Origin of the sequence: Flavonifractor sp. An112 (assembly GCF_002161085.1) — a bacterium.
GTDB lineage: Bacteria > Bacillota > Clostridia > Oscillospirales > Oscillospiraceae > Flavonifractor > Flavonifractor avicola.
This window is the reverse complement of sequence record NZ_NFLU01000001.1, coordinates 64,647-87,885: the sequence shown is the minus strand read 5'-3', so window position 1 is coordinate 87,885 and position 23,239 is coordinate 64,647. Positions and strand designations below refer to the sequence as shown.

Genomic DNA, 23,239 nt, shown 5'->3' with positions numbered 1-23,239 from the left:
AATCGGAATTATCTTATTTGTAGGGGATCATGCGCTTGATGGCGGGCTCGTTGGTCTTGTCCGCATAAGCGCCGGCGCGGAGGCCTCTCTTACGCTTGGTGTCCTTGCCGTGGCCGTTGAGCAGGTGGGACTTGAACGCATGGGCGCGCTTGACCTTGCCGGACTTGGTCAGGCTGAATCTCTTCTTCGCACCGGAGTGAGTTTTCAGTTTAGGCATGGTGGTTAACTCCTTTGTCTTTGGATTTCAGGGGATTGCTCAGGATTTCTTGCCGTCCTTGGCAACCTTGGGAGAGAGGAACATGGACATATGCCGTCCGTCCAGCTTGGGGTCCTTATCCAACGCGGCCACCTCGCTGCACTGTTCCGCAAACTTGAGCAGCAGGCCCTTGCCGATATCGGTGTGGGCCATTTCGCGGCCGCGGAAGCGGACGGTGACCTTCACCCGATTGCCCTGGCTCAGGAACTTCTGGGCGTTACGGAGCTTGACGTTAAAATCGTTCACGTCAATGCCCGGCGACATACGGACTTCCTTGATCTCCACGACGTGCTGATTTTTCCGGGCCTCTTTTTCCCGCTTGGTCTGCTCGAACTTGTACTTGCCATAGTCCATGAGCTTGCACACGGGGGGCACGGCGTTGGGAGAGATCTTCACCAGGTCCAGGTTCTGCTCGATGGCGCGCTCCAGCGCCTCACGGGCGGACATGATACCCAGCTGCTCGCCGCTGTCGGAAACGAGCCGGACTTCTTTGTCGCGGATCTCTTCGTTGATCTGATGACCCTGTTTGCTGATACGAAAGCACCTCCAATTCTTTGCTGCATACAAAAACGCGGTTACCGCATTCCGGTACCCGCGCCACAACAGAACAGCCACGCCGAATATATGGCGCGCCGCTGACCATGTTGACCTCTTTGCTGATGCTGGAGGTGAGGACGGAGGTACCTTCCTGCTTTATTGTGCTCAAACAGTATATCAAAGGAATAGCACAATGTCAAGTAGAAAACAGAAGAAAAAATCCAGGCTATTTTTTGCTTTCCTTTTCATTGGAATTATGGCAGAATGGGGACAAGGAGGGAGTATTATGGTGCATCATGGCCTGAAACGGCTTTTTTTGACAGTTCTAACCCTTATTTTGTTGATCTTCATCTGCCCGGCCTGGGGAGCGGCGGAGAACAGCCACGACGCCGTGATTCTGTTCACCCACGATACCCATGATCATTTTTATCCTGCGCCCTCGGAAGATGGCGGGGAATATGGTGGCTATACCCGCCTGGCGACCCTTCTTGCGCTGGAACGGGTGAAGTATCCCGATGCCATCACGGTGGATGGCGGCGACTTCTCCATGGGAACGCTGTTTCAGACCATCTATGCCACCCAGGCGCCGGAGCTGAAGGCACTGGGGGCTATGGGGTATGATGTTACCACTTTGGGCAACCATGAGTTTGACTACCGGGCCTCGGGCCTGGCCCAGATGCTGGAGACGGCAGCCGCCAGCGGCAGCCGGGTGCCCGCCATTGTGCAGTCCAACGGCACGGTGCTGGATGGGGAGGGGAGCCAGGAACTGATCCAGGCCATGGAGGACTACGGTGTACAGGATCATATAATCCTTACCCGAGGCGGGATTAACTACGGTATTTTTGGCCTGATGGGGGAGGATGCGGATGCCTGCGCTCCCATGTCTGGTATGGAATTTGAGCCTGTGGCCGATGCTGCCCGGCGAGAGGTGGCGGCCCTGGAGGAGGAACTGGCCCAGCTGGAAGGTCCCTCTGTGATTGTGTGTCTCTCCCACACCGGCACCGATGGTGGAAAAGGGGAGGACTATGAGTTGGCTAAGGCGGTGGACGGCATCGACGTGATTATCTCCGGCCACACCCACTCTACCTTGGATGAGCCGATTCAGGTCAATGATACCCTGATTGTTTCCTGCGGAGAGTATACCACCAATCTGGGTGTGCTGGCTCTGGAGCTGGACGATGCCGGTACTGTCACGGACTATGATTACCGGCTGGTGCCGGTGGACGAGACAGTAACAGCTAATACTGAGATGGAGCGGTTGGCCCAGTCCTTCCAGCCCATCATCGAGGAGGAGTACCTCTCCCAGTTCGGACTGACCTTCGATCAGGTGCTGGCCCGGTCGGAGTTTGACTTCACCCCAATCTCCCAGTTTGGCAAGGAGCATAAGGAGGATACTTTGGGCAATCTCATTGCCGACTCCTACATCTATGCCGTGCAGCAGGCGGAGGGGGAGGACTATGTGCCGGTGGATTTTGCTGTGGTGGCAGCGGGCGTGATCCGGGAGTCCTTCTCTGCGGGAGAGATCACCACATCGGATGTGTTTAACGTTTCCTCTCTGGGTTCCGGTGCCGACGGAACCCCAGGCTATCCGCTGATTTCGGTTTGGATCACCGGCCGGGAACTGCGGGATGCCTTTGAGGTGGACGCTTCTGTGACTGGCTTGATGCCCGCCGCCCAGATCTATGGTTCGGGAATGACCTGGACCTGGAACCCCTATCGGATCATCCTCAATCGGGTAAATGACTATGCTCAGGTGCTGCCTGACAGTACTACCGTGCCGCTGGAGGATGACAAGCTCTACCGAGTGGTGACCGGATTGTATACCGGACAGATGCTGGGTACCGTCAATGACCAGTCCTTTGGTATTCTGACCATAACGCCCAAGGATGCCCAAGGTAACCCGGTGACCAATTTTGAGGACCAGATCATTTATACCCCAAATGGCTCGGAATTGAAGGAGTGGTATGCGCTGGCCACTTACCTCCAGTCCATGGGTACGGTGGACCAGCGTTATGCCGCACCAGAGGGACGGAAGGTGGAGGAGGCGTCCCTGAATCCGGTGAGCCTGCTGAAAGGGCTGAACCTGGTAGGCTGGATCGCTCTTGTAGTCTGCCTTGTAGTGCTGGCTCTGATCGTATTTATTGTCTACCGGATTGCCACCAGAGGACGCCGCCGCCGTTATGGAGGACAAAAGGGACGTGGTTACCACCGCTATCGTGGATAAAGGAATCAGGGCCTGCCGCAACAAGCGGCAGGCCCTGATGGTTATGACTCTGCATTTTTGTGGGAGACAGGCAGGGGAGCGATGGAACCTACGCACCGATTGATGGGGGTGCCCAGGTTGTGGAATTTTTCCTCATAGTCGGTCATAACGCCGCAGATACCATTGGCATGGAGATCGCGGGTGACCTGAGAGAGTTGGAACCCGGCCTTGGGGAACTGGAACAGAGACCACTCAAACAGATCGTGGTTATCTGTCTTAAAGTGGATCTCACCCTTCCGGGAAAGAATTTGACGGTAGCGCAGCAGAAAATCAGGGTGAGTCAGGCGGCGCTTGGCGTGCCGGTTGCCGGGCCAGGGATCACAGAAATTGATGTAGATGCGATCCACCTCGCTGGGGGCAAAGAGTTCAGTTAGGTCGGCGGCATCGCCGTCGATAAAGAAGACATTGTGCAGATCCATGGCGCATACCCGCTCCATGGCGATGACCATAGCGTCAGGCACCCGTTCCACCGCAATGTAGAGGGCCTGAGGATTTTGTGCGGCGGTCTCTGCAGTAAAACGGCCCTTACCGCAGCCCAGTTCCAGATAAAGAACGCTTGCCTGGGGCATCAGGCTCATCCAACGGCCCCGCAGGGCGGCAGGATCAGAGATCAGAACACGGGCACACCGCTCCATCCGGGGGGCCAGGTTGGGCTTTTTTCTCATTCGCATCGATTTATTCACCTCACAAAGAGCATCATAACATATTTGATTGGATACTTGCAATCCTTGGCGGCATATATTATAATGATACCTGTTGTGCAGGTAAACCACATATCCGGGTGTAGCGAAGGTGGTATCGCGCTTGATTTGGGAGCGTGAGGCCCAGGTTCGGGCCGTAGCCATTGGAAACCCCGGAAAGCCTTGGGACAGTTGGGCTGACGGTACTTTCCCCCTCGCCGGTAACTGGTCAAAAAACGGCGTTGACCACAATTGGAAAATTTCATAACCGGGTGTAGCGCAGTTGGTAGCGCGCTTGCTTTGGGAGCAAGATGCCGGGAGTTCGAGTCTCCCCACTCGGACCAAAATCCGTCAAAATCTTGTGATTTTGACGGATTTTTCTTAACTTTTACAACAAAACTATTCTATTAGATTTCACTATCCATTTTTACTTTTCTTGAGGTGCCGAAATATGGTGATCGAGACAAAACGGCTGATCCTGCGCCCCTTTCTGGAGACGGATGCGGCGGATGTTTACGAATATCTGAAAGAGCCTGCGGTCAACTGCTTTGCCGGCATGAAACTGCACTCTCTGGATGAGGCCAGAGAAGAGATGAAAAAGCGTCTCGGCGAGACGGAGTACTATTTCTCCATCACTCTGAAGGATAGCGGCAAGGTGATCGGAGAGATTGATGCCTACCCGGAGGCGGGCGAGCCCCACGGGGACGAAAATGCCGTGCGGGATACCTTCAGCCCCTGCTGGATGCTGAACGAGGCTTACCAGGGCAAGGGGTACGCCTTCGAGGCGGCCCGGGCCTTCTTCGACTATCTCTTCTCCCAAAAGGGCGCAAGGCGAATTTACGCCTACACCGAAGACTATAATCTTTCCAGCCAGCACCTGTGCGAGAAGCTGGGTATGCGCCGGGAGGGAATGTTCCTGGAATTCATCTCCTTCGTGAATAATCCCGACGGTACGCCCCGGTATGAAAACACCGTGCAGTATGCCATCCTGAAAAAAGAGTGGGACCTAAAGCAGTCCGATTGATAATATTCAGAGCAGCATACCACCCCCTGAAATCCGTGGATGTTCAGCTGGCGGTATTCTTTGATTATAGCTTGTTAAATACTGATACGCCTAATGCGAGAGCAAAGCAGAATTGGGGCAACAGCCAGTTGCTTTGCTTTTTGCTCCCGCTGTGGTACAATCCGGGCAAGGTGGTGATCAACATGGATACCAAAGAAATCCTTCTGGAACTGCGCACCAAGCGGGGACTCTCCCAGGAGCAGCTGGCGGAACAAGTGCATGTGACCCGGCAGGCGGTTTCCCGCTGGGAGACCGGCGAAACAGTGCCCAACACAGAAACCTTGAAACTGCTCTCCAGGCTGTTTGATGTCTCCATCAATACCCTGCTGGGTTCCCCAAGGCAGCTGATCTGCCAGTGCTGTGGTATGCCTCTGGAGGATGCTAATATCAGCCGGGAGCCGGACGGCACCTTCAACGAGGAATATTGCAAGTGGTGCTATACTGACGGGAAATTCGTCTACACAAGCCTTGAGAAACTGCTGAATTTTCTGGAAAGTCATATGTCCAATGAAGCCTGGCCCCCGGAGCAGGTCAGAGCCTACTTTGAAGCTCAGCTGCCAAAGCTGAACCACTGGAAACAGCCCGAGACATGAATACATCCCTCTGGAATCTGTGGTTTCCAGAGGGATGTATTTTTTATTGTGTCATTCGGATAGGGACAGCCCGAACTTTACGACAAAACAGGTCATCTGATTTGATCCAGTTGTCCTGATTGAATGGCATCCAAATTGGCCTGGATCCGTTTCTCCGGCCAGTCCCACCACCGCAGTTCCAACAGCGCGGCAATTGTGTCCTCGGAAAACCGATTTCGGATCGGCTTAGCCGGGATACCGCCCACAATGGTATAGGGCGGGACATCCTTCGTCACAACTGCCCGGGCACCGATGATGGCTCCGTCACCAACAGTCACCCCCGCTAAGATGATCGCCTCGTAGCCAATCCACACATCGTTTCCGATGACAATATCACCCTTGTTGTCCCAGGCTCTGGCCACCTGACTCCGATCCAGTCCCCACTCCTCAAAGAAGATGGGAAAGGGATAGGTAGAGAGGGATTGCAGGCTGTGGTTGGCGCTGTTGAAGAGGAACTTTGCGCCGCAGGCGATGGAGCAGAACTTGCCGATCACCAGACGGTCGTGGTTGACGGGATAGTGATACAGCACATTGTTCTTCTCAAAGTCAACGGGGTCATGGACAAAGTCGTTATACATGGTGTAGTCCCCCGCAAGGATGCTGGGATCCGTCACGACTTGGTTGAGATAGACGGTCTGCGTATCTCCTGTTCGGGGATAGATGCTGGATGGATTCATATTCTTTTCCTCCTCTTATTTGTTTCGGCTACCCTCTATCGAAGGCTCACGCACCAACGTTTTTCTTTCCCAGACTCTGCTTTTGAAATAGATGAACCCCACCAGGGTGGGCAGGATGGGCGAAAGGGCCTGGCCCAGATAGATTCCGGGAAAACCCATGGAAAGGGAAAAGGCCAGCAGCCACCCCACCGGCAGACGCACCACCACCGCGTCCAGAAGGGCATTGATCATGGCCACATGGGCTGCACCCACACCGATGGTAAAAGAATCCAGCGTGTACATGGCGGCATAGACCAGGCTGTTGACACCGCAGCACAGGCGCAGATACAGCACACCAACCCGGATCACCTCCGGGCTGGTGCTGTCAAACAAGCGGATGAGCGGTTCCGCCAGAAACTGAACCGTCACCACTACCACCGCTGTGACGGCGAGGTTCAGCAGCAAACCGGACCGCACTACCTTACGTGCCCGCCGGATCTGGCCGGCTCCCATGCACTGGCCCACCATGGCGGTAATTGCCTGCCCGATGGCCCAGCAGTGCATCCCGGCAAAGGTGTTGATCTTCAGTCCTACGCCGGAGGCGGCGGCCACCGCGGTGCCGAAAGGGTTGAGCATTCCTGTCACCAGCAGATAGGCCGTGTTCACCACCACCATCTGGGTGGCAGTGGGCAGGCCTATTTTCAAGATGGCCAGCAGGATTTCCCGGCGAAACTCAATCTTTCTGAGGGAAACACTCCGCTGGTGCCGCCGCAGATAGGCCAGCGAGCCCACAAAGGAAACGCCCTGAGCAGTGATTGTGGCCCAGGCCGCGCCGGCGGTACCCATAGAACACGGCCCTACCAGCAGTACATCCAGCAAGACGTTGAGAATCGTGGCGGCACCCACGAAAAAAAGCGGCGTTTTGGAGTCGCCCAGGCCTTTCAAAATGGAGCAGACCGTGTTGTAGCCAAAGACGAATACTGTTCCCCAGCAGATGATCTCCATATAGCCGCAGGCGTCCGGATAGGCCTCCGCCGGAACATCCAGTGCCCAGAACAGAGGCTCATAGACGGCAAGACCGAGCGTGGTAACTACAACGGAGGCCGCCAATGATAGGAGAAACAGCATTCCGATGGTGTCACGCTGTCCCTTTTGGTCGCCCGCCCCCTTGTACTGGGCCACCAGAACGCTCCCGCCCATGGTCAGGCCGATACAGAGGGAGTTGATGATAAAGCACAGCATGGAGGCGTTGCTGATGGCGGCCAGGCCGATCTCGCCCACAATTTTCCCCACCACCAGCATATCCACCACATTGTAGAGGGCCTGCAGCAGGTTGGCCAGAAACAGTGGAAAGGCAAACCGGATCAGTTTTTTCGGCACGCTCCCGGTCAATAAATCTTGTTCTTGTGTCATGTAATATCTTCCTTTCAAAACGAAAGAGGGCAGCACAATGCTGTGCGCCCTCTGTTCCATCGCCCCTAAAATGGGCAACAAAAGGCCGCGGACAAAACATCGTCCGCGGCCCAAAATATACTTATCTTGCCCTGTCAGTCTGCAAAAAAGGTGCAACAACCTAAGGCAGCAATTTTCTGCCCTGGCCTCCCGGTTTTACAGATTGACAGTCCGAAAAGGCTCCGCACAATGTTTTGTGGTATCTACTTGTACGGAGCCGAAATCAATACAGAATTTTCCGAACAACATCGTGCTCACCTCACTTTGCTATTGTAAATACTATACCATGTACCGCTGCCTGTCAATGCCTGTCTGGCGGCCGGCCATTAAAGGGTCAGAGTGATAGCACAACACCCATCCATCACGCTGGTGACAACAGCCATATTTGTTCGTAACATCGATAATGACATACATAGAACAGAAAGCGATCCGGGAAAATTCTCACAACCTGAACTATTTCACTCAAGGAAGAAGTTGCAGCAGTTGGACTGCCGCCTCTTTGACCGCAGCAACCGTTTTCTCCCCATCGGACAGATCTGTTTCCACCGACAGGCGCACCACAAAGTCGGTGTGATTGGGTTGCTGAGTAAGTTCCATGGGCGGAGGACAGGCTCTCCATTGCTCGGCCCATCGGCACTGGGCGATCCGGTTGGCTCCGGAGAGCCACACCTCCAGCCGGAAGTTCTTGTGTTCGAAAGCCACCACCAGTTTCAGGTCCTTTTCTTTCAAAGCGGGATTGGTGAAGGAAAAGTAGGTATAGTCCATGGCGTTTTCCGTAACGCTTCTCTGAAAACGGAAGTCCGGCAACTGCCGTTCCAGTTCGTTTCTCAGAAAGCGGAACAGGCGAACGAACTCCTGATAGGCCTTCTGCAGGTCAGTAGTCTGCAAAAGGGCGCGGTATGTTTCCAAAAGGGCTGGGTCGAAGTTCATTGGAATGCCTCCTTCCGTGCTGCATCTCTGCTTTCGAGTATATCACATCCGACGGCAAAGGAAAACTCCTGTCAGCGCCGCTTCTGCCGCTTGCGGAAGTCCTCCTCAATGGCGTCTTTCCAGTGTTCATCCAGGGGCGCGCTGCACCGGACGGCGGCCACGGCCTGACCCACCACCTCGTAGTTGAGGCGGGTACCCTCACTGTCGCAGTGGTAGTTCACCGCCCGGTCGGGGGCAATGCCAAGGTTGCCCGCCGTCTCCACCGCGTCGATGTTGGCCCCCAGGAAGAGAAACTCCCAGCCGTACTGTTCCTTCTGCCGCTGGATCATCTCCTTCACCCGCTGAGCGGAGTAGCGGCGGCTGGCGTTCTCCATGCCGTCGGTGGTGATGACGAAGAGGGTGTGTTCCGGCACATCCTCAGGCCGGGCATATTTATGGATGTTCCCGATATGGTGGATGGCCCCGCCGATGGCGTCCAGCAGAGCGGTGCAGCCCCGGACATAGTACTCCTTTTCCGTGATGGCCTGCACCTCGTTCACCTTTACCCGGTCATGGAGCACCTCGCTTCGGTCGTCAAAGAGGGCGGTGGAGACAAAGGCCTCGTCGGGCTCCTTTTTCTGCTTTTCGATCATAGCGTTGAAGCCGCCGATGGTGTCGCCCTCCAGCCCCTGCATGGAGCCGCTGCGGTCCAGGATGAACACCAGTTCTGTCAAGTTCTTCTTCATAAGAACTCCCCCTATTCTGTGTTGTTTGGTTTACAAGCACAGTATAGGGGGAATTTGATGCGGATGGGTCGCTTGGCGGGCGACAAATCCGTTCAGCAAGCTTTGATCGAATGTGGGCAAAGCCTCGTTGATCTCAAAGGTGCTGTAGTTCCGGTGGGCGATAAAATACTCCACATACCGCCTGGCAATCAAGCAAAGGATGGGGACCGGTTTCCTGGATGCCCAGCATCTTCTGGGTTATCTCAAAGTGCTTGGCCACCGTATGCCAGGTCACCCTCGCTCCCCTAGCGATGACACTGTAATTGCTCTCGTTCGGGTGGAGCCGCATGTACTCCCAGATCTGCCACTGTTTCTTTGTGAGTTTATCCGGCGGCGTGATTTTCAGCAGCCAGTCCAGTAGGTACTTATATTCCGCATATTTGGAATGGATGGTTCGAGTTAACACTATAAATTTGGAAAACGCAGGAGGCCTTGGACAACTGAAGTGACGAAACTTTTCCTCTTATAAATTTTTCGCAAAAAATTGGCATTGACAATATTTTGACGAATCATTAGGAAACTCGATAACCAGGTATGACTCAACTGGTAGCATACTTGCTTTGGAAACAGAATATATACTGTCGTTGCATTTATTGTCGAAAACCGATATAATTAGATAACGGTAGGCTTTGTCCCTGCAATACCAGCCGTACAGTTGCCACTGTATGGCTGTTTTATTTTTACATATGGGGTGAACAGGATGTCAGTGTTTGATGATTTTGATATGATATTAAATTGTGCACATATGTGGAATTGGGCACCGGATTGGTATTTAGTTAAAAGTATTTATGAGAAGTTTCCCGAATCTTACTCCCTTCTCACCCCATTTGCTTATTCCTATTTGGAAGAAATAATTCGTACAACAACACCGGATTACAGATTGCCCCTATTTGATCGTGACAGACAGCCTGTGAAGGTTAATGTTGGTATGGGTCTAATCGCATTAGCAATTAAAGAAAACCAAAACAACCCAGACTATGTTGCTTTATTGGAACAAACAAAACGCCACTTTAAGTATACGCAGTTATCCAGTGACGAAAATGGGCGAAATAGTGTTATGCACGGAAGAATTCATCCCCGTTTTTGGACCAAGGAGTCATTTGAGCAACTCATCCATGATATCGCAGAACTCTCCAAATATTCGCGGTTCTGATTTGTTTCGAAAATGCTGACAAGATTACTTATAAGAACATTTTCCTGGGTATGACAACTATTCTGGCAAGGAGGACACATTTATGTTTAATACAGAGAATTTACTCCGAAACGAAGTATTTCCCGCTGAATTACCGCCTTGTTTTAGTACTGATGATTTAGCAACAAATGCATCTTTTGCCATTGCAACATCAAATTCATTTGGCCAGAATCATTCAATCCCACTTACATATAGCGGTTATAAATCAGAATCTTCACGCAGAAAATTTGCCTTGCCAAATCCGTATCATTATTGCAAGGCTGTTGATTTTATTGTAAATAATGAGTCTCAAATAAAAGCAATATTCGAGAAAAGCAAATATTCGTTGACCGCCCCAATTGATCGTCAGCCCAGACAGGAACAAGCATATGCCAAACGTTCAAATACTGTCCTGGATACTAAACGTGAAATTGAGTGTTTATTCCAAGAAAATCGATATGAGATACGTTTAGATATTAATGCCTTCTTTGATAACATATATACTCATTGCATCCCTTGGGCTATCCATGGTATCACAGTCGCAAAAAAACACCGCAACGACATGACATTACTTGGCAATCAGTTGGATAAATTAATGCGAGCATTGAACTACGACCAAACAAATGGAATTCTTGTGGGGAATGCTGTTTCTCGCATCGTTTCCGAGATTATCTTATGTACCATAGATGAGCAGATAAGTAAAAAGTTTCCTGAAATTTCTTGTTGTCGCTTTGTCGACGATTACTATATTTATATATCGAATAGTTCTCAGATTCAAGAAATCATTTCATATATTAGGACTTGTCTTACACAATATGAACTAAGCTTTAATGAAAACAAAATTAGAATTACCGAAGGCCCCTTTTTATACGGAAACCCATGGGTCGAAGAGATTAAGCAGTATATACACCTCCAGCCTGATGTATTTCTAACTAAATTGATTATCGAATATAATAAAAGCAAGGACTTAGCAATTCTAAAGTATGGGCTCAAAGTGATCTCTTGTTATCATTACACGAAAAATAATTGGCCCGCAATGCAATCCCGATTGATAAACCTATGGACTCATTTTCCATCTCTATCTGACCGAATTATAGATATTTTTTTGAATAACAAAGATTTATTAAAGATTAATGCGCTAAAACGAGCAATCTATAGTGTTATCGATGAAAGCATACTTCTGAATAAAGAGCAAGAGTTGATTTGGGCTGTTTGGTTTGTTAAGATATTTAATATTTCTATTTCTCAAGTGTATATTACTAAAGTCCTAAAGACTACGAATGAGCTTGCAATTATCATAATGTTAGATATTGTCCACTCCTCCAATCTGGAGAATGTCGCTTCCATTCTCCAGCAACGTAGAAACCTCCACAATTATCTTAAAAGCGAGGACACAAACGAAAAAGGAATTCCAAACTCACTGATGTGGACGGCTCATTGGTTACTTGCATACGAATCAACTAAAAATCAGTGGCTTAAACTCCCTGGAATACCTTTTGAATATGCCAAGAAGAATCAATTCTTTAATGAACTTTTGAACCGAAATGTAAAGTTTTACGACCCTAATTTTTCGTATCCTAATTCCTCAAGCAAATTCCACAATCATGAATTTGCTACGCGTTCTGAATTATATAATGCTTTGCGTAAAATGAAAAAATCAATTCTTGAAAATTTAAAAGGCACCGATGTGGAAACATCGTCTTCATTCACACCGTTAGAGGAAGACCTTTTCAGAAAGTTTATTGAAGCACTGCAGGCAGACGAAACAATTTATTAATTTCCGATTCTTGCCCGTAAACTATAGCAATAAAAAATAACGCCCTGGATGCCAACTACTTAGCACCCAGGGCTGCCTGCATATCCCCAATAATATAGGTATAAATATATCAAGGCAAGAGCAGTAGTTGCTGATACATGGCTAGTAAGGTGAAGAAAGATTTTGAGCCCACTCTGTTTTCCGGGGATGGAGTGATGTACAATGTGGTTGGTATAGTATTTGAATATCCACCATACTTTACTAATATTTACGACTCACGATTTTTCTTATCATTTCATACCATTTGGCCACCGTGTGCCGGGTCACCTTTGCGCCCTTGGCGATGGCACTGTAATTTGTCTCATCGGGACAGAGTCTCATGTACTCCCAGATCTGCCGCTGCTTCTTGGTGAGTTTCTCAGGCGATGGGATCCCTCGCAGCCGGTCCTGGATGGCCTTCCGCTCGGCGTTCAGCTGCTGGATGAGCACCTTCAGCTTCTCCTCACACTCTTCACGGGTTTGGGCGTAGACGCATTTGGAATGCTTGGTGCCGTCCGGCCAGGAGGGTGAGTAGCGGCCCTCGAAAAGGTGGTCATTGATCTGGGAGATGCAGCCAGTTCCAGGCTTTCTGGTGCGCCTCATGACTGGTTGAAAATCGGTGAGCGGATTCTGTGCTGCTTCAGAAGAGTCTTCCGCCACTTCATTGCCCAGGCCCCGGTCGATCTTGGCGGCGGCTTCGCTGAGCATATCGCCGGTGATGTGGGTGTAGATGTCCAGGGTTGTGGCTGCCGACACATGGCCCAGCATGGCAGAGAGAGTCTTGATGTCCATGCCATTTTCTAATGCCATAGTGGCAAAGGTGTGGCGCAGATCGTGAAATCTGATTTGCTTGCACCCGGCCCGCTCCAGAATGCTATGGAGCCGCCGGAGCATGGAGCCAGGTGTGAGCGGCATATCCAAATTCTTCGGAGAGGGGAACAGCCACCGGGACTTTGCTGTCTTTCGGTACTCCCGGAACACCTCTACCACGGCAGGCGGCAGCACCAACTTGCGGATAGAGGCTTTTGTCTTTGGGACACTCAGCTGCATCTTTCCATTTACCTCGTAGACCTGTTTGGTTACGGACAGCGTTCCGGTATCCAGATCCAGATCGGACCATTGGAGGGCCAGCAGTTCGCCTCGGCGAAGGCCGGTGGATAAGTCCAGCAGGAACAGTTCAAAGTAGCCGTCCGCCTTTGCCTGAATGAGAAACCGCTGGAGCTCCTGGCGGGACAGCACCTGCATCTCCCGGCTCCGCTTGGGCGGAAGCTTGCATCCTACCGCCGGATTGGTTCGGATCAGTTTTTCCTGCACCGCCTGATCCAGAGCCGCCCGGCATTTGGCGTGAGTCATCCGCACCATGCGGTCGGAGAGCCCCTTTCCATGTTGTTCTGTGCGAACCAGCCGTCCACCCTTTTTCAGGTGAGCGTAGAACTGCTGGAGGTCCTTCTGGGTCAGCTGGCACAGTGGAGTCTTGCCCAGGTACGGGATGATGTGGTGGTAGATGATGTTCTCATAGTTTGTCTGGGTGTTGGGGCGGAGACCGGGCTTGATGTAGGTCTGGTACCAGAAGTCCATCCACTCGCCGAAAGGCATATCGGCGCAGATTTTTTCGGACTTGGTGCTGCCCACCTCTTCCATCAGCCGGGTCAGCTTTTCCTGGCACTCCCGCTTGGTTTTGGCCAGCACATTTTTCGTTTTGGGGAGGCCCTTGTCATCGTAGCCCACCGCGGCCCGGCCTTCCCAGCGGCCGTCCTTGCGCTGCCTTATGGTGCCGGTTCCACTTTTTCGTTTCCTTGCCATGGGTTCAACTCCTCTCCCAGTAGATTTTTCAGAAAGCCGCCCACCACATCACTGGCGGCTCTCTGTATGTCCGTGGTCACATGGGTGTAGGTGTCCAGAGTGAAGGATGCGTTGGTGTGGCCCAGGATGCCGGAGAGGGTCTTGGCATCCACACCGCTGGCCAGGGCGTGGGTGGCGAAGGTGTGCCGCAAATCATGGAACCTGATGTGAGGTAGTCCCGCCTCGTTCAGCAGTACCTTCATCCAGTAGTAGGCGGCGCTGGGCCGCACCGGTTTCTCCGGGGAGAGCGGCTCTGGGAAGATCCACTGACTGACCGCGTGTTTCTTCCGCTCCTTCAATCGCTGGACGGTGCTGGGGGGGCAGACGGATGGTGCGCCGGCCCTGGGCGGTCTTGGTTTCGCCGATCTCCAGTTCGCCCCGCTGGGGCACGTTCACCGACCGATTGATTTTCAGCGTCCCGGCGTGCTCGTCGAAATCCTTCCACATAAGGCCGCAGATCTCGCCCCGGCGCAGGCCGGTGGTCAACTCCGTGTAGAAGAAGTCTCGCCAGATCTCGTTCCTGTCCACCGCCGCCAAGAAGGCGTCCATCTGCTCTCGGTCGAGAACCTGCTTTGGTTTGTAGTTGCTCTTGGGCAGCTTAACGCCGTCCGTTGGGTTGTAGGGAACGATGTGGTCCCGTTCCGCGTCCTTGAGACAGCGGTGGAGCATGGCGTGGATGCGGAGCACCATGGTGTCCGACAATTCGTAGCCATACTCCGGGTGGTCGTGGACCCGGCCCTCTTTTTTCAGCTTCCGGTACAGCTTTTGCATGTCCAGCCGTGTGATGCGGGAGACGATCTTGCCGCCCAGATAGGGCTTCACATAGCACCGGATGTACTGCTCGTAGCTGCGCAGGGTGTTGGGCCGCAGGGTGACGGAACCGTACTCCTCCATCCAGTGGTCCAGATACTCACCCAGCGTCATGCGGCTGTCCTCGGTGAGCTGCGCGTCCTGATAGATGTCCATGTCCCGGTGGAGTTTGGCCAACAGTTCCTTCTGGGTTTTGGCCAGCACATATCGGAAGATGGGCTCGCCATTTTCCTTGTGGCCCACCACGATGCGGCCCTCCCAGCGGCCGTCCTCCCGCTTGCGCACCATGCCGTCACCGGATGGTCTGCGCTTACTCATAGGATCCATCCTCCTTTCCGATTTGGCGGCAGGCCCGGTCTGTCTCCTCCTCATCGAAGGAGTACAGACCGTCCGCCTCCAGTTCCTTGCTCAGTCCCCAGGCCAGTTTGAACCCGGCGGTGAAACTGGCCAGGGAGATTTCTTCTTTCAACAGATTCTGACTGTCCACCAGATGCATGAGCCTGCGCCGCTGCATCTGATTGAGGCAGTCCCGCACCTCCTGTCGGGTGTTCTCGATATCCTCTTCCAGCGCTGACACATCCGGCTCCTGGAAGAACCGCTGGTGCAGTGCCCGCATGTAGTCGTTCATGTGTGTCGCCTCCTGTCAGCAACACACAATACCCGAACCTCTTTCCAATATCCAGCCTTACTTTGAAACTTTTCAGAAAGATTTTTGGACGGTGCAGAGGTTTTTATCTTTGTTTTGGCATTTCAGATTTTAATACGCCTACACCGGCTTTGCGCATCCGAATCACTTGTGTACGGAGCACGACGCACACTTACTGCTGGATCCTGAGGATGTCATCGAAGTTCAATCCGCCATCTGTTTTCCTCACAGTTTGGATAGCCCACTTGCGCAGGTGCTCCAGTTCAGAGAATGTGAGACTCTCATCCATCGCCAGCAGGCGCATCATCATGGACTCCTCCACCGCCATTTTGAACAACAGTTTTCCAATGCGATCACCCAGCGCACCCAATCGTGTTTCCAGCACACCGGAGATCGCGTCGATGAGGTAGCGTTCGTTGCGATCGGCTTTGCGGCAGCCGGTATAAAAACGGATTGCTTTTTCGATATACTCATTCTGCGTGGAGCAGCCATCCGCTTTATATTCCCCGCCGACCATGTTCCACGCCTCGTCCGTCAGCCACACGGTATGGCGGTTCTTACCGTTCTCAATCATATCGAATTCCTCCTTCATTTTCCGAAAAGCGTCAAGCGAAAGCCTTGCGGCACTAAGGGACAGGCCGGATTTTGGGCAAAAAAGGGGGCACGGCGCTTTGAAAATTTCAGGAACGACGCCTAAGAAAAACCCGTGAAATGCCCGCACTGCGGGCATTTGTGGGTGGACCGGCGGCAGAACGACGCCGGTCCTTTCTGCCTGCCTTTTTTTCGTCCACACCCCTACCCCCAAAAATCCGGCCCAAATCCGCCCTCAAAGCCCTCGGTGGGGCAGGGGACTCTGCCTTGCCCCGAAAGAGGGCACACAGCGCCTCACAGGCCGTTACAGGGCGTAATTATCCCGTGCTCCGGGATACCGCCTGCCGGCAGGAAGATCCGGCTGTATTCCGCCGGGCCGGGCACCAGTTTCTGGCGCATCATTTCGTTGCAATGGAACACTCGATATATCGCGTTTTGATGACTGCGTTCTATCTCCGCACAGCGCTCCTTTGCAAAGGCTTTTTGTTCCTCTGTGAGATTTCCGCGGTTCGCGTCACACAGAAACAACGCCACGGCGTCTTCATCGATGGGTTCCGCATAAGTACAGCACCAAGTGTCCATGATGTACTTTCGCTTGTCCGTGGTAATCATTGCATACAGAATTGGATCCTGCCTGATTATATTACTGAGTTCCTGCATCAGCACTCCGATACACCTTCCTTTCTCTCCAGCGCATCCATGCGCTGCTTTGCTCTCTGCCGTTCCAATGCCAGGTCAGCCATATCCATCTGGCGCTCGTAGTACTGGTTGATGGACATCTGGATCGGCAGGATGTAGTAACGCAGACGGCCATTTTGCTTGCGGCCATCCTTGTTGGTGACAGTGGTGCGCTCCGTGCGGATGAGTGACCGCTCTTCCAACTCCGCAACATATTTTCGCACTGTCGTTACACACATCCCCACGCTCTCCCTGATCTCCCGATAACTGAGCAGACACTGATAGGTTCTGCGGTCCTCCCGTCGCAGCAGATAACTGTAGACGGCAATGGCGCCGTGGGACAATTTCAGATCATAGATCTCGTTCGGCAGCGGGAAATAATTTTTGATGGGATCCCTCTTGGTCCAACTCTGCTTTCTCATTTCGCACCTCCTGACTGTTCCTCCGCCCACTGCATGAACTTTTCTTTTGGTACCACCATGCGGCTGCCCACACGCAGGGTCGGGAAACCGGGTTCGTGCATCACCTCGTAGGCGGTGGAGATGGACACGCCCAACACCTGCGCCACCAGTTTTGCATTGAGAAACAGCGGCAGGTCGGCATAGGACCGAATGTTTGAGACTTTCATTTCTTCTTTTCCTCCTTCTTTATCCAAAACAAAACGCTCCCACAAAATTTGTGGGAGCAGTGTCTATATAGCGTTTTTTGCCTTCGATCTGTGATAGAATAGAAGGAACCGGGAGGTGAGAAGATGCCCCAGAACAAATACCATGTTTTTGAATTGTCCGCCCGAGCGGTGATGAGTTACGCCACGCAGGAAAACGGACGGTGGAACTTTGCCCTTGACCGGGCGGCGACCGAAAAGTGCAAGTGCTTTTCCGCCCTTCACGAGCAGGACAGCAACGCACTGTTCTTCCAGATCATGTGCGTTCTGCAGGGAGACGACTTTTCCGAACCCACAGATGACCGGCTCATTGACGGCCTGTCCGATGTGATCTTCTACATGGACTTCTCCGGAATCTTTGACCGCAGCAGTACATTGCCACGGCAGTTGATCCGCCAGGAGAAGGCACGGGACATGTTTCGCCCGGAGGGTGTGTGTTTAGATCTGGGAGCTGGGGTGCGCCGCTATCTCGCCTTCGAGCGATCCAACAGCATGAGCCGCCAGAGCAAACTGTCTTTTCTCCGGGAGGATGTGTACTACCAGGTGCGCCGCCGCATCCAGATGGACATGACCATCGGCGACTGTCAACTCAGCAAACTCTACGCCTACAATGGGCTGATGCTCTCCAGCGGTGTGCGGCTGGACGGGATCAATATCGATAAGCCCCACCGTGTCATTGTGGTGGACAATCCGGTGGTGACAGCCAGGGATGTCCCGGTCATCACCGTGGAGGATGACGGCACGCAGGACAGCACCCGGAAGTATCACCGGGTGGAGCGGCGGATGGATGTACCCATCACCTGTTTTGACGGGGAGGGCCTCATTTCCAAACGATACGCAAAGGTGGTAGACCGGGCATTTTGCGGCAGCACTGTCCACACCTCTTTTCAGATCCGCCTGCCCTATATCAAGGGAATGGTGCATCAGGTAAACTTCCACTGGATTCTGGATCTCTGCGGACAGAAAACCATCACCGATATCTGGGGACATGAACATAAGATCAAGGATGTGGACATCATCCTCACCAAGAGTATGTTCAAGGGCTTTGGCTGGCTGAAAGACAGCGGGATGACTTGGGAGGACTACTGGGACGCCTTCCGGCGCTACCGCCACGCTCTGTACATCACCAATGTCAGCAAGGTGAAACCAGAAACGCACACCGAACTGAACTATCAGTTTTTGAATACCATTTCAATCCGAGAGGATGAATTCCGCCCCAGAGATCTTCCCGATGGCTGGGATCACAGTCCGGAAGAGGACGGTCGGAATTGGCTCACCAAACAGACTGAGGTGGCCTACTACAACTTCCGGGCCAATAGGGACTTCCAGCAGGAGTACTTTCTGAAACGTATGAACCGCTGGGGCATTCTGCCTTTCCGCAAAAATCGGGATCACCTGCTGGGAGAAATTCTGCGCAAGAATCCTCGGATGATCGGCGAACCCATCTATCAACAGGAGTTGGATGCCAGGGCAGAACAGATTTTGAAAAACTATGCTCTGGGCCGGCTGATTGTGGCCGGTGACAACCGCTTTCTCTCTGGGGATCTATTGGATTTCGTTAGTTTTCTGCTGGAATCGGTGCCCAAGAAGAAAGGAGACAAAGCATATTACGAAATAACAAAAAGTTTCCGTTTTGCTGTCAGTGCTTTCTATGCGCCTGGCGCGGCATATTCTCATGGAGAAACCTGTACCCTGCTGCGCAACCCGCACATTGCCAGAAACGAGGAACTACAACTCTCTTTCTACGATGCGAAAAAAGAGAAGAGGCAGTATCGTCACATGTTCTTTCACCATCTGGCGGATCTTGTTATGGTGGACTCCACCATGCTGGCGGCGGAACGGCTGGGCGGTGCGGACTATGACGGGGATATGATCAAGACCATCGCTGACCCCATTCTGAATGAGTGTGTCCGCCGGAACTATGAGGCATCTCGTCACACTGCGGATGACGCACTTTCCAACGAAGCAAATATCCCGCTGCTGATGATCCCTTCAGCGGAGCCCCTAATTCGAAACGCGGACGACTGGGAGGCTCGGTTTGAGGTGGTACGGGGCACCTTCTCCTCCCGGGTGGGACAGATCTGCAACGCCGCTCTGGATCGCAGCATCATTGCCTACAATGAAAACTCCGACGCAGAGGAGCGCAGACGTTTCCGGGAGGAGACAGAGGTACTGGCCATCCTGACTGGGCTGGAGATTGATTCTGCTAAGAGTGGAATCCGCCCGGACCTGGACGAGTACCTGAAGGAGCGGCGGGTGGAGCGGACCCCCTTCCTGCAGTATAAAAATCTGGTGGAGAAATCGGAGGAGACACGTCGGGCTTGGTATGAGCCCACCCACCAGCAGCGTATGAAAGCCTTCTTTGAAAGAATCGACTGGGATACGGTGGACTCCAATCTGGAGCGGCTTCCCTATCTGGCCCTGCAGTTGGGAAAGCACACGCCGGCCATCAAATCCAAACCGGCAAAGAGCAGCGAACTTTTCACCTTTGCCCAGGAGCCGGATTGGAAGGAGCATCTCGACCAAGGGATTTTGGAGCGGGTCTCCGCACTGCTGACTGACTATGAAGCCTGCCTGTCCCGCATCCGGGCCTGCCGGGTGGAGCCTAAGGAAAAGAAACGAAAGAGCGATATTGAACGAATTCTCTTTGCCCGAGGGCAGGAGGAGTTTTGGGACACGGACGAACTGTACGCCCAACTTGGAAAGCTGCCTCCGGAACGAGTGGAGGAAATCTGGGCAGCGTTGGATAATGCCAAGTGGCAGTTTCTGACAGAAGAGCAGAGAATGCAGTTCCTTCTCACCTGGCTGCCGGAGTTTGAACCACTGTTTGACCTGTTTTCCGATTTCCGCAGCGGTGGATACCGTATTCTGAGCGATTTGCTTTGTGATATTCTGCAGGAGAATGAGCAGCAGCAGAAACGGCAGCTACACCGTCCTGGGGACTCAACGGTATTTAACGATTTGATGGAGGCGTATCTTAGCAAGCGCAATTCCCAACACTACCGGGAGGCGGTATCTATCCGGTGCAGGGAACTGCTGAATGAGATCGTGCGTCCACAGATGGCTGTACGCTACGTGGAGGCCCTGGGCAAGCGGAACCTGCTGTGGGATCTGCTGCTGGACGCGCTGGAGCCCAATATACTGGAGGTGTCCCATGCTGAATGAATGGCAGGAATTTTTAGATTATACGGAGCAGGTAGAGTACCGGGCGTCTGGTAAAAAGGACACCACCTGGCTGGGGCGGTTTACCTTCGAGGCCCTGCGAGACTTCAGCGGCATGAACCGTATTTTAACCATCCTGGCACGGGGCTTTTTGTTTCACGCTTCGGATGGTACGCTGTTGTCAGGTGATCCGAGAGAACGAATCGGTTTTGCTTACGATGGTCTGTGCGCCTGGTGTAGCATTCCGGAGGGAGGCGGGAAGCTGAAAGAAGATTGGCAGCACCGCACCGATTTTGCGTCACTCCACGAACAGTTTCCAAAACTAGTGGACAAGGATAGCTGGGGCTGGTTCAGTCGCCACTTCCATCAGGCTATGCGGTTTGCCACCGAGCATCCGAAATTGATCCGTAAAAACTATGCGGAATCTGCCGGCGAGCTAAGCAAGCGGTTTGACCGAGTGTGGCGCATCAAGGTGCTCCAATACCAAACCAAGGCTCTTTCCGCCTCTACGGAAGGTGCGTGGACGATCCGCTTTGATGATATGATTGCCGATGCCCTGGAATTGGGTCCTCTGCGCCGCACAGAACCTGAACTGCCGTCGGAACTAACAAAGAGACTTGAGCAGATTCGCCCTGAGAAAATGCCTTCCAATGTCCTGCCTACTCTGGTGGCTTATTACCTGGCCAACCGCCCGGAGGACGGCGACTGGGTAGTACTCCCTGTGACCAATTTTGACTGTTACTTCGGCGATACCAACTTTGGCCGGAAGTATCTGAACCAACTCCCCCGGGAGGTCATAGAGCGGAGCAATAGTTTCGGTATTAGCCGATATCGAGTAAAAGCGGATTATCTGCCCAAATAAACGGCGGGACTGGCCAACCGGCCAGTCCCGTATTCTTTGTATAGGCGACGTAGATTTATACTCCTTACAGGTTTCCGTCTCCCTTGTTGCCGCCGAATTCACAGCCGTATTGATGGCCTTTTCCGTAGTACCATCGCCCATAGCGATACCCGTAGTGGGGCGGGCAGTTGGCGCAGTCGCCGTCACAATGCCCGTCGTGTTTCTTCCTGACTTGGCCAGCCAGAGGGGAACCCGCTGCGAAAGCGGCCAACGCAGTAAAGAGCCCCACTTTTTTCTTTTTCGGGAGGATGTACTGGACCTGCTCCGGCTGTTCATAGGCAGCCGGCTCGTCATCGAACACGTTGATCTTCGCCCGCCGGGAGATCCGCTGGAAGGAGGCGTCGTCGATCATCATGTAGATCTCTTCCAGCTGTTCTCGATCAAAGGGCACATCTGTCCGCTCCGCAGTTTTTCTCAGGACAGACTCCTCCACCGTACCCATCATCTCCAGCACCTGATCCGGCGTAAAGCGGACGCCGGCGGCCAGCGCCTTTTCCAGAAACTTTGTGGCAAAGGCTTCATCTTGAAAGGCCAGTTCCTGTGCCACTTCCCACACCTCGCCCGCCGACCCGTAATCGGACAGGCGGTAGGTATAGTTCTTCTGGGTGCTGGGTGACCAGTCGTAGAAGCCTCCGTAATAATCATCCCAGGTCATCTGTTTCATGGCTGATACCTCATGCGGCTCTTACGACTCCGTCTCATAGGGCCAGGTGTTGATGCCGCCGAATTCGTAGATGTTGGTGTACCCTAAGTCCGCCAGCGCAGAGGAGGCGGTCTTGCTGCGGTTTCCGCTGCGGCAGTAGACTAGCACTGTGGAGTCCTTCTCAGGGATCACCTCGGCGGCGGTGGTTTCATCGATAGTACCCACCGGCAGCAGCACGGCACCGGGGATATGGCCGCTGTCGTACTCGTCCTGTTCCCGCACATCCAGGACAATGACCTCTTGGGTATCCATCATCTCTTTAGCCTCTTCCTGGGTAATCTGCTGGTAGGAGCCGGCGGCGGTGTTCCCACTGCATCCGGTGAGCAGCAGTAGAGAGAGCAACAGGGGGATCATTCGTTTCATTTGAGTTCCTCCAGAAGTCTGGCGGCAAAGGCTTTGTGCCCTTGCTCCGTGAAGTGTACGCCGTCATAGGCCAGAGAGATGTCCCACTTTCCAGCGTCGGCAAAGCGAACGCCCAACTGCTCCGCCAGGGTCTGACAGAGTCGGACGAAGGTATGAGAGTAATCAATAACCTGCGGGCTGAGCACCCATGCTCCCAGAGTCACCGGCGGCGGTGCGATCAGCAAGATCTTGCTTCGATCCAGGGAAATGCCAGAGAGAAATCGCTCCAGCCTCTCGATGGTTTGCTCCGGACTCCTGCTTTGGAGCAGATCGTTAGTACCCAACATAACGATCAGCAAGTCTGTATCAGCTGGGAAGTCAAAAACAGCAAGAGGGATCTCTCGTCCATTCTCTCCCATATTGTAGATTGTCCAGCCGGTTTCTGTAGCCAGAATATCTACCCATCGACCATCCGCATCATAACATCCGCCGAAATAGCCTCGGGGGTCATAGCCGTAGGTGTTGGAGTCACCAAAACAGATGACTTTCATCTTACTTTTCCTCTTCTCTGTGTCATATTAGTCTATTAGTTGTTGGAAACTCCTGTCAGCAGAATATGTTGCATATGTGTTGTCTCATTGCCTCTCAGCTGTCCAAACCTAAGTAGAAAAATACTGCACAGTTCAAAATCCTGGTTTCCT

The 23,239-nt window shown here is 52.9% G+C and carries 23 protein-coding genes, 1 tRNA gene and 1 pseudogene; 8 read left to right on the top strand and 17 right to left on the bottom strand.

Annotation, left to right across the window (positions count from 1 at the left end):
- Positions 1 to 13: 13 nt before the first annotated feature.
- Both rpmI and infC read right to left on the bottom strand, forming a co-directional pair.
- Entirely contained in the window at positions 14 to 217 is a 204-nt protein-coding gene (gene rpmI, locus B5E56_RS00440) for a 50S ribosomal protein L35 (protein WP_087188806.1), read from the bottom strand.
- A gap of 39 nt (positions 218 to 256) precedes the next feature.
- Entirely contained in the window at positions 257 to 823 is a 567-nt protein-coding gene (infC, locus tag B5E56_RS00435) for a translation initiation factor IF-3 (RefSeq protein ID WP_087188805.1), read from the bottom strand.
- A gap of 256 nt (positions 824 to 1,079) precedes the next feature.
- Between infC and B5E56_RS00430 the strand changes: the two genes are divergently transcribed.
- The gene (locus B5E56_RS00430; RefSeq protein ID WP_087387720.1) at positions 1,080 to 3,017 is read left to right on the top strand and encodes a bifunctional metallophosphatase/5'-nucleotidase; all 1,938 of its coding nucleotides are present in this window, start codon (positions 1,080 to 1,082) and stop codon (positions 3,015 to 3,017) included.
- 41 nt (positions 3,018 to 3,058) lie between these two features.
- Here the strand turns inward: B5E56_RS00430 and trmB are convergent, their stop codons facing one another.
- Positions 3,059 to 3,727, bottom strand: coding sequence for a tRNA (guanosine(46)-N7)-methyltransferase TrmB (gene trmB / locus B5E56_RS00425; RefSeq protein ID WP_087265925.1), 669 nt, complete (start codon positions 3,725 to 3,727; stop codon positions 3,059 to 3,061).
- Positions 3,728 to 4,004: 277 nt separating this feature from the next.
- On the opposite strand from trmB, the gene B5E56_RS00420 reads away from it, so the two are divergent.
- The 3 genes from B5E56_RS00420 (at position 4,005) to B5E56_RS00410 (ending at position 5,392) form a co-directional block, all read left to right on the top strand.
- A tRNA-Pro gene (locus tag B5E56_RS00420) sits at positions 4,005 to 4,080 on the top strand.
- A gap of 107 nt (positions 4,081 to 4,187) precedes the next feature.
- Positions 4,188 to 4,760 carry a GNAT family N-acetyltransferase gene (locus B5E56_RS00415; protein WP_087387717.1) on the top strand — a complete coding sequence of 191 codons (573 nt, stop codon included), beginning with the start codon at positions 4,188 to 4,190 and terminating at the stop codon, positions 4,758 to 4,760.
- A gap of 182 nt (positions 4,761 to 4,942) precedes the next feature.
- Positions 4,943 to 5,392 carry a zinc ribbon domain-containing protein gene (locus B5E56_RS00410; RefSeq protein WP_087387714.1) on the top strand — a complete coding sequence of 150 codons (450 nt, stop codon included), beginning with the start codon at positions 4,943 to 4,945 and terminating at the stop codon, positions 5,390 to 5,392.
- Between the two features lie 92 nt (positions 5,393 to 5,484).
- Here B5E56_RS00410 and B5E56_RS00405 read toward each other — a convergent pair whose 3' ends face one another.
- The 4 genes from B5E56_RS00405 to B5E56_RS00390 form a co-directional block, all read right to left on the bottom strand.
- On the bottom strand, positions 5,485 to 6,108 hold the full coding sequence (locus B5E56_RS00405; RefSeq protein ID WP_087387711.1) for a CatB-related O-acetyltransferase: 624 nt from the start codon (positions 6,106 to 6,108) through the stop codon (positions 5,485 to 5,487).
- Positions 6,109 to 6,123: 15 nt separating this feature from the next.
- Positions 6,124 to 7,500: an MATE family efflux transporter gene (locus B5E56_RS00400; RefSeq protein WP_087387708.1), complete on the bottom strand. Its 1,377-nt coding sequence runs from the start codon at positions 7,498 to 7,500 to the stop codon at positions 6,124 to 6,126.
- Positions 7,501 to 8,001: 501 nt separating this feature from the next.
- Complete coding sequence (locus B5E56_RS00395) at positions 8,002 to 8,469, bottom strand: DUF7000 family protein (protein WP_087387705.1); 468 nt, start codon at positions 8,467 to 8,469, stop codon at positions 8,002 to 8,004.
- Between the two features lie 71 nt (positions 8,470 to 8,540).
- The gene (locus tag B5E56_RS00390; RefSeq protein WP_087387702.1) at positions 8,541 to 9,194 is read right to left on the bottom strand and encodes a vWA domain-containing protein; all 654 of its coding nucleotides are present in this window, start codon (positions 9,192 to 9,194) and stop codon (positions 8,541 to 8,543) included.
- Between the two features lie 739 nt (positions 9,195 to 9,933).
- Between B5E56_RS00390 and B5E56_RS14325 the strand changes: the two genes are divergently transcribed.
- Complete coding sequence (locus B5E56_RS14325) at positions 9,934 to 10,386, top strand: hypothetical protein (protein WP_143383095.1); 453 nt, start codon at positions 9,934 to 9,936, stop codon at positions 10,384 to 10,386.
- Between the two features lie 82 nt (positions 10,387 to 10,468).
- On the top strand, positions 10,469 to 12,181 hold the full coding sequence (locus B5E56_RS00385) for an RNA-directed DNA polymerase (RefSeq protein ID WP_087387699.1): 1,713 nt from the start codon (positions 10,469 to 10,471) through the stop codon (positions 12,179 to 12,181).
- Between the two features lie 240 nt (positions 12,182 to 12,421).
- On the opposite strand, the gene B5E56_RS00380 is transcribed toward B5E56_RS00385, so the two are convergent.
- The 7 genes and pseudogenes from B5E56_RS00380 to B5E56_RS00350 form a co-directional block, all read right to left on the bottom strand.
- Positions 12,422 to 14,002: a tyrosine-type recombinase/integrase gene (locus tag B5E56_RS00380; protein WP_087387697.1), complete on the bottom strand. Its 1,581-nt coding sequence runs from the start codon at positions 14,000 to 14,002 to the stop codon at positions 12,422 to 12,424.
- A pseudogene (locus B5E56_RS00375) lies at positions 13,966 to 15,169 on the bottom strand (site-specific integrase). Before B5E56_RS00375 ends, B5E56_RS00380 begins: the two are co-directional and overlap by 37 nt.
- Positions 15,162 to 15,479: a hypothetical protein gene (locus B5E56_RS00370; protein ID WP_087387694.1), complete on the bottom strand. Its 318-nt coding sequence runs from the start codon at positions 15,477 to 15,479 to the stop codon at positions 15,162 to 15,164. The pseudogene B5E56_RS00375 and the gene B5E56_RS00370 overlap by 8 nt, the downstream one beginning before the upstream one ends.
- 190 nt (positions 15,480 to 15,669) lie before the next feature.
- Positions 15,670 to 16,071 carry a hypothetical protein gene (locus B5E56_RS00365; RefSeq protein WP_087387691.1) on the bottom strand — a complete coding sequence of 134 codons (402 nt, stop codon included), beginning with the start codon at positions 16,069 to 16,071 and terminating at the stop codon, positions 15,670 to 15,672.
- A 311-nt stretch (positions 16,072 to 16,382) separates the two neighbouring features.
- The gene (locus B5E56_RS00360; protein ID WP_242958713.1) at positions 16,383 to 16,748 is read right to left on the bottom strand and encodes a hypothetical protein; all 366 of its coding nucleotides are present in this window, start codon (positions 16,746 to 16,748) and stop codon (positions 16,383 to 16,385) included.
- Positions 16,748 to 17,188: a helix-turn-helix domain-containing protein gene (locus tag B5E56_RS00355; protein ID WP_087387685.1), complete on the bottom strand. Its 441-nt coding sequence runs from the start codon at positions 17,186 to 17,188 to the stop codon at positions 16,748 to 16,750. The genes B5E56_RS00360 and B5E56_RS00355 overlap by 1 nt, the downstream gene beginning before the upstream one ends.
- Positions 17,185 to 17,394, bottom strand: a complete 210-nt coding sequence (locus tag B5E56_RS00350; protein WP_087387682.1) for a helix-turn-helix domain-containing protein — start codon at positions 17,392 to 17,394, stop codon at positions 17,185 to 17,187. The genes B5E56_RS00355 and B5E56_RS00350 overlap by 4 nt, the downstream gene beginning before the upstream one ends.
- A 123-nt stretch (positions 17,395 to 17,517) precedes the next feature.
- Here B5E56_RS00350 and B5E56_RS00345 point away from each other — a divergent pair, with 123 nt between their 5' ends.
- On the top strand, positions 17,518 to 20,595 hold the full coding sequence (locus B5E56_RS00345; protein WP_242958695.1) for an RNA dependent RNA polymerase: 3,078 nt from the start codon (positions 17,518 to 17,520) through the stop codon (positions 20,593 to 20,595).
- Positions 20,585 to 21,454 carry a hypothetical protein gene (locus tag B5E56_RS00340; RefSeq protein ID WP_087387679.1) on the top strand — a complete coding sequence of 290 codons (870 nt, stop codon included), beginning with the start codon at positions 20,585 to 20,587 and terminating at the stop codon, positions 21,452 to 21,454. Before B5E56_RS00345 ends, B5E56_RS00340 begins: the two co-directional genes overlap by 11 nt.
- 64 nt (positions 21,455 to 21,518) lie before the next feature.
- Here the strand turns inward: B5E56_RS00340 and B5E56_RS00335 are convergent, their stop codons facing one another.
- From B5E56_RS00335 to B5E56_RS00325, 3 genes are read right to left on the bottom strand one after another with little or no spacing between them, the layout of a single operon-like run.
- Positions 21,519 to 22,157, bottom strand: a complete 639-nt coding sequence (locus B5E56_RS00335) for a hypothetical protein (protein WP_087387676.1) — start codon at positions 22,155 to 22,157, stop codon at positions 21,519 to 21,521.
- Between the two features lie 21 nt (positions 22,158 to 22,178).
- Entirely contained in the window at positions 22,179 to 22,559 is a 381-nt protein-coding gene (locus B5E56_RS00330; RefSeq protein ID WP_087387673.1) for a rhodanese-like domain-containing protein, read from the bottom strand.
- Entirely contained in the window at positions 22,556 to 23,089 is a 534-nt protein-coding gene (locus B5E56_RS00325; protein WP_087387670.1) for a GDSL-type esterase/lipase family protein, read from the bottom strand. The genes B5E56_RS00330 and B5E56_RS00325 overlap by 4 nt, the downstream gene beginning before the upstream one ends.
- Positions 23,090 to 23,239 lie beyond the last annotated feature (150 nt).

What these genes read in the sequence shown, in the direction of transcription:
- B5E56_RS00350 (WP_087387682.1), bottom strand. Translation starts at nt 17,394, where the DNA reads ATGAAAGTCTCAAACATTCGGTCCTATGCCGACCTGCCGCTGTTTCTC.
- B5E56_RS00345 (WP_242958695.1), top strand. Translation starts at nt 17,518, where the DNA reads ATGCCCCAGAACAAATACCATGTTTTTGAATTGTCCGCCCGAGCGGTG.
- B5E56_RS00370 (WP_087387694.1), bottom strand. Translation starts at nt 15,479, where the DNA reads ATGAACGACTACATGCGGGCACTGCACCAGCGGTTCTTCCAGGAGCCG.
- B5E56_RS00325 (WP_087387670.1), bottom strand. Translation starts at nt 23,089, where the DNA reads ATGAAAGTCATCTGTTTTGGTGACTCCAACACCTACGGCTATGACCCC.
- B5E56_RS00335 (WP_087387676.1), bottom strand. Translation starts at nt 22,157, where the DNA reads ATGAAACAGATGACCTGGGATGATTATTACGGAGGCTTCTACGACTGG.
- B5E56_RS00405 (WP_087387711.1), bottom strand. Translation starts at nt 6,108, where the DNA reads ATGAATCCATCCAGCATCTATCCCCGAACAGGAGATACGCAGACCGTC.
- B5E56_RS00385 (WP_087387699.1), top strand. Translation starts at nt 10,469, where the DNA reads ATGTTTAATACAGAGAATTTACTCCGAAACGAAGTATTTCCCGCTGAA.
- B5E56_RS00380 (WP_087387697.1), bottom strand. Translation starts at nt 14,002, where the DNA reads ATGGCAAGGAAACGAAAAAGTGGAACCGGCACCATAAGGCAGCGCAAG.
- trmB (WP_087265925.1), bottom strand. Translation starts at nt 3,727, where the DNA reads ATGCGAATGAGAAAAAAGCCCAACCTGGCCCCCCGGATGGAGCGGTGT.
- rpmI (WP_087188806.1), bottom strand. Translation starts at nt 217, where the DNA reads ATGCCTAAACTGAAAACTCACTCCGGTGCGAAGAAGAGATTCAGCCTG.
- B5E56_RS00400 (WP_087387708.1), bottom strand. Translation starts at nt 7,500, where the DNA reads ATGACACAAGAACAAGATTTATTGACCGGGAGCGTGCCGAAAAAACTG.
- B5E56_RS00395 (WP_087387705.1), bottom strand. Translation starts at nt 8,469, where the DNA reads ATGAACTTCGACCCAGCCCTTTTGGAAACATACCGCGCCCTTTTGCAG.
- B5E56_RS00330 (WP_087387673.1), bottom strand. Translation starts at nt 22,559, where the DNA reads ATGAAACGAATGATCCCCCTGTTGCTCTCTCTACTGCTGCTCACCGGA.
- B5E56_RS00360 (WP_242958713.1), bottom strand. Translation starts at nt 16,748, where the DNA reads ATGCAGGAACTCAGTAATATAATCAGGCAGGATCCAATTCTGTATGCA.
- B5E56_RS00430 (WP_087387720.1), top strand. Translation starts at nt 1,080, where the DNA reads ATGGTGCATCATGGCCTGAAACGGCTTTTTTTGACAGTTCTAACCCTT.
- B5E56_RS00390 (WP_087387702.1), bottom strand. Translation starts at nt 9,194, where the DNA reads ATGAAGAAGAACTTGACAGAACTGGTGTTCATCCTGGACCGCAGCGGC.
- B5E56_RS00410 (WP_087387714.1), top strand. Translation starts at nt 4,943, where the DNA reads ATGGATACCAAAGAAATCCTTCTGGAACTGCGCACCAAGCGGGGACTC.
- B5E56_RS14325 (WP_143383095.1), top strand. Translation starts at nt 9,934, where the DNA reads ATGTCAGTGTTTGATGATTTTGATATGATATTAAATTGTGCACATATG.
- B5E56_RS00340 (WP_087387679.1), top strand. Translation starts at nt 20,585, where the DNA reads ATGCTGAATGAATGGCAGGAATTTTTAGATTATACGGAGCAGGTAGAG.
- B5E56_RS00355 (WP_087387685.1), bottom strand. Translation starts at nt 17,188, where the DNA reads ATGAGAAAGCAGAGTTGGACCAAGAGGGATCCCATCAAAAATTATTTC.
- B5E56_RS00365 (WP_087387691.1), bottom strand. Translation starts at nt 16,071, where the DNA reads ATGATTGAGAACGGTAAGAACCGCCATACCGTGTGGCTGACGGACGAG.
- B5E56_RS00415 (WP_087387717.1), top strand. Translation starts at nt 4,188, where the DNA reads ATGGTGATCGAGACAAAACGGCTGATCCTGCGCCCCTTTCTGGAGACG.